The 10,071-nt window shown below is 68.7% G+C and carries 7 protein-coding genes; 2 read left to right on the top strand and 5 right to left on the bottom strand.

What is annotated here, in order from left to right; translation table 11 throughout:
- Positions 1-43: 43 nt before the first annotated feature.
- From AC3EQ1_RS31010 to AC3EQ1_RS31030, 5 genes are all read right to left on the bottom strand, one after another.
- Positions 44-1,258, bottom strand: coding sequence for an endonuclease/exonuclease/phosphatase family protein (locus AC3EQ1_RS31010; RefSeq protein ID WP_432097642.1), 1,215 nt, complete (start codon positions 1,256-1,258; stop codon positions 44-46).
- Between the two features lie 801 nt (positions 1,259-2,059).
- Entirely contained in the window at positions 2,060-2,488 is a 429-nt protein-coding gene (locus AC3EQ1_RS31015) for an ATP-binding protein (protein ID WP_432097636.1), read from the bottom strand.
- Between the two features lie 169 nt (positions 2,489-2,657).
- Positions 2,658-3,869 (bottom strand): helix-turn-helix domain-containing protein, encoded by a 1,212-nt coding sequence (locus AC3EQ1_RS31020; RefSeq protein ID WP_432097637.1) that lies wholly within the window; start codon positions 3,867-3,869, stop codon positions 2,658-2,660.
- A 140-nt stretch (positions 3,870-4,009) separates the two neighbouring features.
- Positions 4,010-5,233 (bottom strand): FAD-dependent monooxygenase, encoded by a 1,224-nt coding sequence (locus tag AC3EQ1_RS31025; protein ID WP_432097638.1) that lies wholly within the window; start codon positions 5,231-5,233, stop codon positions 4,010-4,012.
- Positions 5,230-6,627 carry an MFS transporter gene (locus AC3EQ1_RS31030; RefSeq protein WP_432097639.1) on the bottom strand — a complete coding sequence of 466 codons (1,398 nt, stop codon included), beginning with the start codon at positions 6,625-6,627 and terminating at the stop codon, positions 5,230-5,232. The genes AC3EQ1_RS31025 and AC3EQ1_RS31030 overlap by 4 nt, the downstream gene beginning before the upstream one ends.
- Positions 6,628-6,956: 329 nt before the next feature.
- On the opposite strand from AC3EQ1_RS31030, the gene AC3EQ1_RS31035 reads away from it, so the two are divergent.
- Both AC3EQ1_RS31035 and AC3EQ1_RS31040 read left to right on the top strand, forming a co-directional pair.
- Positions 6,957-7,589 carry a TetR/AcrR family transcriptional regulator gene (locus AC3EQ1_RS31035; RefSeq protein WP_432097640.1) on the top strand — a complete coding sequence of 211 codons (633 nt, stop codon included), beginning with the start codon at positions 6,957-6,959 and terminating at the stop codon, positions 7,587-7,589.
- Between the two features lie 259 nt (positions 7,590-7,848).
- Entirely contained in the window at positions 7,849-9,915 is a 2,067-nt protein-coding gene (locus AC3EQ1_RS31040) for a discoidin domain-containing protein (RefSeq protein WP_432097641.1), read from the top strand.
- The last annotated feature ends 156 nt before the right edge of the window (positions 9,916-10,071 follow it).

Consider the following 10,071-nt stretch of genomic DNA (forward strand, 5'->3'; position numbering starts at 1 on the left):
CCCCCCCCCGACACGGTACGCAGACGGCCTGTGGGAGCCCGGCCTACTGCGCGGCCTTCCAGGTCAGCTCTCGCTGGAAGCCGTGGCGCCAGCCACGGGTGTGCACGGCGTCCCTGCGGGGTGTGTCCGAATCCGTGGCCTTGGCATCGACGTCCTGCCCGTCGTCGAGGTAGGACCGCAGAGCCGATGCGTGCCAATCCTCCTCAGCGCCCCACGAGAAGTACTGCTGATCACGGCCCCGGGGATCGTAATCCTGCATCACCAGGGGCCCACCGTTACCGCCCTCGTAGGCCATGACCTGGTCCTTGCCCAGGTTGTACAGCACGAAGTGATCGTTGCCCACGGGGTATTTCATCCACTGGCAGTAGCCCTGGTCGGCCTCGGGGCCGCGCAGCCACACCGAGTCGTCCGCCGAGCTCGCGCACAACATCTGCCGCTTCCAGCGCCCGCTCGTCAGCATTTCAGGGACTCCGGCAGCTGCCCTCAGGTTCCTTCCGAACGTGACGGGATGGTGATCGGACACCGGACCGCCCAGTTGGGCGGCACGGTACGCCGGGGTGAAGTCGTTGGTCACCATGTAGTCCAACTCGCCACCGTTGCGCTGCGTCTGACGGCCGGAGTTGACCACGCGAACGGTGTTGCCCGGCCACGCGGGGTCGCTGGTGAGCTCGGCCGGCGACCGGTTGAAGTCAGCGAGCAGGGCCCACGAGTCCACTCCGGTCATTTCCGCTCTGACCGCAGCCACGATGTTCGCCGCGTCATTTCCGTCATAGGCCCCTGCGTGTGCGGTCCAGAACACCGACTCGTCGCCCAGTTCCACGCCGAACATCGACCTGCTTCCGGGGTTCCCCCGCGAGTCGTGCTGGGGCGGCAGAATGAAGACCGAGTCGACCTCCTGGCGCGTCACGATGGCGAGGTTCACCCGATTCCCGTTGGGGTCGGTCAGCATGTGGTAGATGTAATAGCCGCCGGTACGATTGGTTCCGGGCCACTGGTATTCGACGACCTGGTACGCGGCCCCGTTCGACCAACGGGTGAACGTGCGCCGCCGGTTGGCCAGAGCGCTGCCGGGAACGGCGCCGGCTTCCTGAAGGGCCACCACATCGGCCGCCTGCATGGTGAACAACTGCCTGAGCTGGTTCGTCCAGTTGCTCTCCCCACCACTCGTGGCACCCTGCATGTTCCAGGTCACCGCGGTGTGGTCCCGCACCGCGGCATCGGCGGGTGTGACCGGCACAGCCAGCCACGTCGCCACCATCAGGATCACCGATACCAGTGCCCTGCTGCCACGTCTCCACCGTCCGACCGAGCGCGGCGGGATGCTGCCTGACGAATCCGACACTCAGACCTCTCTCCGGTCAGCGAAATCTCCCTGCCCGGAGGTGATTTATCCGGACAGGCATGTGCGTGCACGTAACACTCCCTGCATAGCGAAGCATCGAGCCGGGAGCCCCCGGAAGCGGGATTCCCGACTCGCCCAAGGAATTCCGACTCGTCCAATGAATTCCGGACCCGCAGCTCCCTCGACTCCGCCGACAGCAATACCGACGCCCCTGGGACATGCCTCATGCAGTGAGCGCCCCTGCGGGAATGACATTTCCCCTCGCCGCACAGGACGCCACAAACGGCCAGGAGGCCGCGAATCATCCGCCGCCCCTCCCCGCACGACAAGAGAGGCACGGAGAAAACCGGACACCGCGGCGAGTCGCCGGAGCTGCTTCCTGGCGACGCAACGTTCCTGACACCCACCCCGGAGTGGGGAAAATCCCGGCCAACACACTATTTCTACTGAGCATCGTGACGGTCGGACATGATGTGACGGCAGTCCGGCATCCCAACCGTGTCCGAAAATCGGAACACAGTCGGGGTGCCCGGGACCGACGAAGGGGGACGGGCAGCACTCAGCGCGGGCGGCGGCCTGTCACGCTCCGACTGGTCCAGGCACATCCGGGAGGTCCCGTACCGCGACATCTGCTGACTCCGGGCAGGGTGTCCGGGACCGGGGCCGCGCACGACGCCACGCCGACCCGCTCCAGGAGGCGGCCACCAGGCCCGGCGCCTACACCCCGCCTTCATGTCCCTTCCCCCGCAGCTCTGCCCACACCCGCTTGCCCCACGGCAGCGGATCGGTGCCCCAGCCCTCGGAAAGCGTCTCCACGAGCGTCAGGCCGCGCCCGCCCTCGTCCTCGGCGCTCGACTCCCGGGGCACCGGGAATTGCTGCGACTTGTCCACGACACCGATGCGCACCCGCATCATCTCGGGCCGGGTGACCGTGATGCGGATGGAATTGCTCCGGGCGTGCCGCACGGAGTTGGTCACCAGCTCGGAGACGATCAGGGCCGCGGCCTCGTCCAGTTCTTCCAGCCGCCACGCCGCTAAGGCGACGTGCACCAGACGCCGCGCGATGGCCGCACTCCCCGGTTCGCGAGGCAGGGTCGCGCTGTAGCCGGGGGCCCGGTGGGGCGGGCCACGGTGAGCGGCAGGCATGGCCGGGGTTGCTTTCGTGACTGCCCGTCCGCGGATTTCGGCACGTCAGTTGCTCTTTCGGGTCGGCCGCAGCCCCGGCCGTTCACGAGGTCGCGGGGCAGTGACCACTCATGAAAGCGACGTGGCAAGAAGGGCGACAGGGGCGCAACGTCCCACTTTCACCACGTTATTAGCCAACCCCCAGGAACTCCGCCAGCGGGCGCAGCCCCGGCGGGTGGTTGGGGAGCGTCCACAGGTCACGCACTATGGCCACGGCCAATGTGTGGTGCTGCATCCACGTCGGCGCCACCCGGCGCAGGGACTCCAGGGTCTTCACCGCTCCGGCCGCGTCCCCCATGTCCGTATGGGCTCGGGCGACGTCCAACAGCAGCCACGTCCGCCAGGACGGCGGGGTGTCCTTGCTCAATCGCATCCCCTCGGCCAGTGCCAAGGCGTCCTGGGGATGCCCGTACTGGACTGCGAGCCGGACGCGTTCAATGCGGACCGATGAGGGGCTGAAGACGCTGACCATGCGGTTGTCGCCGCCGTCGGGCAGCTTCGGCACTCGGGCGGCTTCCTGCTCTGCCGTCGCCATCATCGCCGCCGCGCGCTCATAGTCACCGCTTCGCGCGGCCGACGTAGCGGCACTCATGGTCAGCGCTCCCCACACCTTCAGGCCGTCGGCCGTGCCGGTCCGGCCCGCGGTCGCCATGTCCTCGGCTGCACGGAGTGCGATGCCCAGTGCGTCCTCCAGACGCCCCTGCCGCTGGTAGGTCCACGCCGTGGAGTTGACGATCATCGGCACAAGCAGCGGATCGGAGGACGCTCCCGCAGCGTCTATGGCGCGCTCCAGGCTCGTCAGGGCCAGGTCCGTCTTGCCCATCCGCACGGCGACATGTCCGGCGAGCTGAAGCGCCTTGCCCAGGGCTGCGAATCCGGCCCTGCGGTCACCGTCGTTGTCCGAGGCCGTGGCGGCGCGCGCATCCGAGAGCAGGTCCGGCAGCGCCTTCATCACCGTGTCGAACTCGGCGGCGTGGTACTGCGTCCAGCCTTCCGCGATCTGCTCACGCAGACGGTCCAGCGAGAAGCCGGGCCCCGGCGGCTCCGGGTCCGGCCCCCAGAGCACGGGCATGATGGCACGGCGCACGGCCACGAAGCGTGGTCCGTCGTTCTCCCCTGTGGAGGAGACCGCCGGCGGGTCGCCCAGGAGCGTGGTCAGTTCCACGCCGAGACCCTTGGCCAGTGCGTGCAGGGTGGGCAGGCGTGCCGAGTGCTTCCGCTGCTGTTCGAGCTGGCGGATCACATCGACGGACACATCGGAGCGCTCGGCCAGCTCTTCCTGCGTCAGGGAGGCCAGACGGCGCAAGCGGCGCAGGGTCCGCCCCAGGTCTTCGTTTGCCACGCCGCCACCGTACGCTGCCGGGCTGCTTACGCAGCTCACGATGCCTGCCGCAGTTGCGGTGCGCGCTCCGTCGCCCGCGCGCTGGGCAGCGGAGACATCACCGCCCAGAACGACGCCCGCAGAGCCGCGCGTACCCGAGCTCACGTCACGGGCATGAATGCGGGCAGGCTGAGGGCCGAATGGGCCGGTCGTCCCTCCGCGGGGGGCATGGCGCTGAGGTTGCGCAGCATGGCGTTGCGCCGCTCCAGGGCCCGAGCGGTGGTCGGGAAGAGTGTGGCGTCGCCCGCGCCGACCTGGTCCTGGTTCAGGGTCACGAACTCACGGGTGTGGTGTTCGTAGGCGGTGAAGCCCGCGGCGTGGTCCCGGTCGGCCAGGGAACCGGCGAGCATGTACGCGCCGACGAGCGCGAGGCTGGAGCCCTGTCCGGTGAGGAACGAGGGTGCGTACGCGGCGTCGCCCACCAGCGCGACCCTGCCGCTGGACCAGCGGGGCATGCGGATCTGGCTGACCCCGTCGAAGAACAGGTCATCCGCGTCGCGCATGGCGGCGACCATCCCCGGGACCTCCCATCCCGCATCGGCGAAGACCGCCGCGACCAGGTCCCGTTGGGCCTCCGGGTTCCGGAACGCGTCGAACGGTGGTTCCGGGCGGGCGAAGTTCAGGAAGGCGTGCACGTCGTCGTTGTCCCCCACGGCGTAGAGTGCCGCGGCCCTGCCCGGGGTGTTCCACATCGTGACCTCGTGGGAGAGCCCGAAGGTGTTGCGCATGGTGAACCCGGCGAAGCAGTAGCCGAGATACCGGTGGAACTGCTCTTCGGGGCCGAACAGGATCTCACGGGTGCGTGAGTGCAGACCGTCCGCGCCGAACACCAGGTCGAACGTGCGCCTGCGGCCCCCGCGGAAGGTGACGTCGACCCCTTCGCCGGACGACTGGTCGAGGGTGTCGATGGAGTCGTCGAACATGAACTCCACGTCGTCACGGACCGCCGCGTAGAGAGCGTCGGTCAGATCCCCGCGCCGCACCTCCAGATCCTGTCCCGCGACACCGCCGGTGAGGGTGTGCGGGTTGACCGAGGCCACCTCTTTGCCGGCCCTGTCGAGGAAGGTCAGCCGGCGCAGGTCGATGTGCGCGTCCTGGAGTTGCGGCAGGATTCCCATCCTGCGGACGACCTCCAGTGCGGTGCCGCGTACGTCGATGGGGTAACCACCGGCACGCAGAGTGCCTGACTTCTCGACCACCGTGACCGCGAATCCGTAGCGGTTCAGCCAGAACGCCAGGGCGGGCCCCGCGACGCTTGCCCCGGATATCAAGGCCGTGCGCCTCGGCGTGGAACGGACGTCCCTCAACAGATCTGTGCGGCTCATTCCTTGACTCCTTTGCTCATGGTCCGGGCGACAAGCAGGGACAGCGCCGTGACGACGCCGGCTATGACGAAGCCGGTGACGAAGGCGGATTCGGCCGGGACATCCGAACCGGAAGGGGTCCCGGCGGTGAGGAGCGCACCACCGAGCTGGACACCCACCGCGAAGCCGACCACGCGCGTCACCAGGACCAGGCTGGTGGCGATGCCGGTGTCGCCCTGATCGACGGATGTCGCGGTGCTGGTCACCATCGCCGTGACGCACAGGCCGTTGGCAAGGGAGATCATCACCTTGCCGATGACGAGGTGCCAGATCTCGGTGTGCACGGCTGCCAGGGCGATCAGGGCGGCGGCCATGATGACGACCCCGGCGGTGACCACGGCGCGCGAGCCGAAACGCCGCGCCCCGATCCCACCGACCGGCCCGGCCAGCGACGCGGCCACGGCGCCGGGCAGCAGGAAGAAGCCGATCTCGGTGGCACTGGCCCCGAATCCGTAGGCGCCGACGGACACCGCGAAGAGCTGTGGGACGAGATAGACCGCCACCGAGGTACCGACGCAGATCACGAACGTCAGCACACACGACTTCCACACCGCAGGCCGGGCCAGCATGCGCAGATCGACCATCGGCGAAGCCGCACGACGCTCAACGGCTGTCCATCCGGTCACGAAGGCGGCCAGCACCACGATGAGGGCACCGAGCACGAGTGGCTGCGCCCCGAGGTCGGGTGCCAGCGCGAGCACGAGCATGAGCGTGACCAGCGTTCCGCTCAAGAGGACCAGGCCGGGCCAGTCGATCCCGGCGTCGTCCGACCGGCCCGGCGGATCATGCGGCATCAGCCGGTTCACCAGCAGGGTGGATCCGATGACCGCGATCGTCGGCAGCGCGAACATCCAGTGCCGGGACAGCCCTTCCGCCACGGGCCCGGCCGACAGCGTTCCCGCCATCCCGCCCCCCACGAACAAGCCGCTGACCACCCCGATGGCCACCTTCGACTCTCCCGCGGGGAGGTGTGCGCGCACCAGGATGAACGACAGGGGCAGCGCGCCCACCATCGCTCCCTGCAGTACCTGACCGAGCAGCAGCACCGGCAGGTTCGGCGCCAGGGCGGACACCAGACCACCGGCCGAGACCACCGCCATCAGCCGGATCAGGACCCGTTTCCCGCCGTAGCGGTCGCCGAACCTGCCTGCGACCGGTGTGACGAGCGCGCCGGTGATGAGGAGCACGATGCTGAGTAACGCCCCTTCGGCCTGACTCATGTCCAGCTCGCGTTGCAGGAGCGGGAGCGTCGGCGTCACCACCGACTCCAGGGCACCGGTGGCGACTGCCAGCACGCCGAGGGCCCCGACAGCGGCCTTCCCGATGCGGACCGGTGGAGCCAGAGTTGCGGTCATGGACGTCCTTTCCGTTACCGCCGGGCGAGGAAGGCGGGTGCTGCCGGGCGAGGAAGGCGGGCCGGGGGCCTGCCGTACGCGTGGCGCCGCCGCTGTGACGGGCCCGGCGCGGATACGGCGGCGCTTCACGCGGGGCGCGGTGTGCTTAGTGCTTGCGTTGGTGCCTTGAGGACGGGTCTGAGGTCGGCCAACGTGGCGAACCCTGTTCAGTGGTAGGCGAGTTGGTGCACACATGGATCGGCCGGGCGGAGTCGCTGTACGAGTGCGACACGCCCCATGACCGCGACACTACACTACACCGTGCAGTGTAGAACGGTTAGAATGCGCCCATGGCGACCACGAAGACACTGCGCGAGGGGTCCGCGGTGAAGCGGGCCGCCATCCTCTCGGCGGCCCGGGACCTGTTCCTCGCCGACGGCTTCGACCGGACCAGCGTCGACGCGGTCGCCGCCCGGGCCGAGGTGTCCAAGCGGACGGTCTACGACTACTTCGGCGACAAGCGGACGCTCCTGCAAGCAGTCGTCGACGCCATCGGCCAGTCAATGATCACCACGATCCGGCGCACCCTCGACGACACCCTCACCGACCTCACCGAGGCCGTCGGTCTCGAGGACGCCCTGGTCACCTTCTCGATGCGCATCTCGACCGACATGCTCGGCTCCGCGGAGTACGCCACGCTGCAACGACTGGTCCGGGCGGAATCGGGCCACCTGCCGCACCGGAGCTACAACTCCATGGCCGACACCCCCGACGAGGCACTTGCCGAGCGGTTCGCCGCCTTCGCCGCCGCCGGACTGCTCGACGTCCCCGACCCCCGACTCGCAGCCGACCAGTTCATCGCGCTGACCTTCGGCGTCGCGCTGGACAGGCTCGGCTCCGCGAACGCCGCGGAGGACACCCGCGTCCGGCCCCTCGTCGTCGAGGGAGTGCGGACCTTTCTCCGGGCATACCGCAGCAGGTAGGGCTGGGGCAGCGCGACGATCCTGGGCGAGTAGCGGCGAGTCAGTTCCCCGGGCCCCGTTCGACGTGACTGGTCAAGGCATCTGTGGCCATGCACGGATGGGCGGACATGTGGCGGTGGAGCGTTCCGCAGGAGACGCCGTCGCCCTGACCGAGACGTGAACTGCCGAACATGAACGCTGCCAAGGGGTTGGCGTTGCGAGCTCGTGTCCCTAACGTAGAGCGGAATCTGAGCACCGCTCACATTTAAGGATGTACGCGATGGTCATCGTTCAACCTCTGCGCCGCAGACTCAGGTCACTCGCAGTGGTGTCGCTGCTTGTCGCTGTGGCCGCTCTGGTGCTCGGTCCGGTGCCCAGCTCCGCGGCGGAGTCCAGCTGGTGGGATCCGTCCGCGAGGCCCGCACCCGACTCGCGGATCAACGTCACGGGCGAGCCCTTCAAGGGCACCGACGCCCAGGGCCGCGTCAGGGGCTTCGTCGACGCCCACGACCACATCATGTCCAACGAGGGCTTCGGCGGCCGGCTGATCTGCGGCAAGCCGTTCTCGGAGCAGGGCGTCACCGACGCGCTCAAGGACTGCCCCGAGCACTACCCCGACGGCTCGCTCGCCGTCTTCGACATGATCACCAAGGGCGGCGACGGCAAGCACGACCCCAACGGGTGGCCCACCTTCAAGGACTGGCCCGCCCACGACTCGCTCACCCACCAGCAGAACTACTACGCCTGGATCGAGCGGGCCTGGCGCGGCGGCCAGCGGGTGCTGGTCAACGACCTGGTCACCAACGGCGTGATCTGCTCGGTCTACTTCTTCAAGGACCGCAGCTGTGACGAGATGACCGCCATTCGTCTCGAGGCCAAGAAGACGTACGACATGCAGGCCTTCGTCGACAAGATGTACGGCGGTCCGGGCAAGGGCTGGTTCCGGATCGTCACGAACAGCGCGCAGGCCCGAGAGGTCATCGAGCAGGGCAAGCTGGCCGTCGTCCTGGGCGTCGAGACCTCGGAGCCGTTCGGCTGCAAGCAGATCCTGGACGTCGCGCAGTGCGGCAAGGAGGACATCGACCGGGGCCTGGACGAGCTGAAGGAACTGGGCGTCAGCAGCATGTTCCTGTGCCACAAGTTCGACAACGCACTGTGCGGGGTGCGCTTCGACTCCGGCACGCTCGGTACGGCCATCAACGCGGGCCAGTTCCTGTCGACCGGCACGTTCTGGAAGACGGAGGCCTGCCGCGGCCCGCAGCACGACAACCCCATCGGCAACGCGGCAGCACCGGAGGCGGAGAAGCGGCTCCCGAAGGGCGTGGCCGTCCCCTCTTACGCCTCGGGCGCGCAGTGCAACACCCGCGGGCTGACCGACCTGGGCGCGTACGCGGTGCGCGGCATGATGAAGCGCAACATGATGCTGGAGCTCGACCACATGAGCGTCAAGGCCGCTGACCAGGCCTTCGGCATCCTCGAATCCGAGTCGTACCCCGGCGCCATCTCCTCGCACAGCTGGATGGACCTGGGCTGGACCGAACGCCTCTACAAGCTCGGCGGGTTCGCCGCCCAGTACATGGGCGGCTCCGCGGCCTTCAGCGCGGAGGCCGAGCGCACGGCCGCGCTGCGCGAGAAGTACAAGGTCGGCTACGGCTACGGCACCGACATGAACGGTGTCGGAGGCTGGCCGGCTCCACGGGGCGGGGACACCCCGAACCCGGTGAAGTACCCCTTCCGCAGCACGGACGGCGGCTCGGTGATCGACAAGCAGACCACCGGCGAACGCACGTGGGACGTCAACACCGACGGCGGTGCGCACTACGGCATGGTCCCGGACTGGATCGAGGACATCCGGATCGTCGGCGGCCAGCGGGTCGTCGACGACCTCTTCTCGGGAGCCGAGTCCTACCTCCGCACCTGGGGGAACTCCGAGAAGTACCGGGCCGGGAAGAACCTCGCCACGGGCGCGGCCGCGACGGCGTCCTCGTCGGAGTGGTGGAACCCGTTCGTCAGCTTCCAGCCCGGGAAGGCGGTGGACGGCGACACGGGCACCCGCTGGGCCAGCGAGTGGAACGACGACCAGTGGCTGCGGATCGATCTCGGATCCGCGCAGCCGGTCAAGCGCGTCACCCTCGACTGGGAGCAGGCGTACGCGAAGTCGTACCGCGTCGAGCTGTCGGAGGACGGCACGAACTGGAAGACGGTGTGGTCCACAGCCTCCGGTGACGGCGGCCTGGACACGGCCCGTTTCCCCGCAGCCCAGGCGCGCTACCTACGCGTCAAGGGGCTGGAGCGCGGCACCCAGTGGGGCTACTCGCTTCGCGAGGTCGGCGTCTACGCCGACTGAGGCACCGACGAGACGGTGTCCAGGGCCCGGCCGCTCAGGTGCGGTACTGGTCCGGAAGGTCAAGACCGTCCGCTGGGGCGTGTTTCGGAAGCAGCTCGTCCGCCCGAAAGGGCGGGGCCGGACGCATCCGGCCGGACGCAGCTTTCGAAACACGCC

It is taken from the genome of Streptomyces sp. bgisy100, assembly GCF_057709105.1.

Bases quoted from the DNA above. Each gene is read 5' to 3' on its own strand.
- AC3EQ1_RS31010 (WP_432097642.1), bottom strand. From the start codon at position 1,258: ATGGTGGCGACGTGGCTGGCTGTGCCGGTCACACCCGCCGATGCCGCG.
- AC3EQ1_RS31040 (WP_432097641.1), top strand. From the start codon at position 7,849: ATGGTCATCGTTCAACCTCTGCGCCGCAGACTCAGGTCACTCGCAGTG.
- AC3EQ1_RS31015 (WP_432097636.1), bottom strand. From the start codon at position 2,488: ATGCCTGCCGCTCACCGTGGCCCGCCCCACCGGGCCCCCGGCTACAGC.
- AC3EQ1_RS31025 (WP_432097638.1), bottom strand. From the start codon at position 5,233: ATGAGCCGCACAGATCTGTTGAGGGACGTCCGTTCCACGCCGAGGCGC.
- AC3EQ1_RS31030 (WP_432097639.1), bottom strand. From the start codon at position 6,627: ATGACCGCAACTCTGGCTCCACCGGTCCGCATCGGGAAGGCCGCTGTC.
- AC3EQ1_RS31035 (WP_432097640.1), top strand. From the start codon at position 6,957: ATGGCGACCACGAAGACACTGCGCGAGGGGTCCGCGGTGAAGCGGGCC.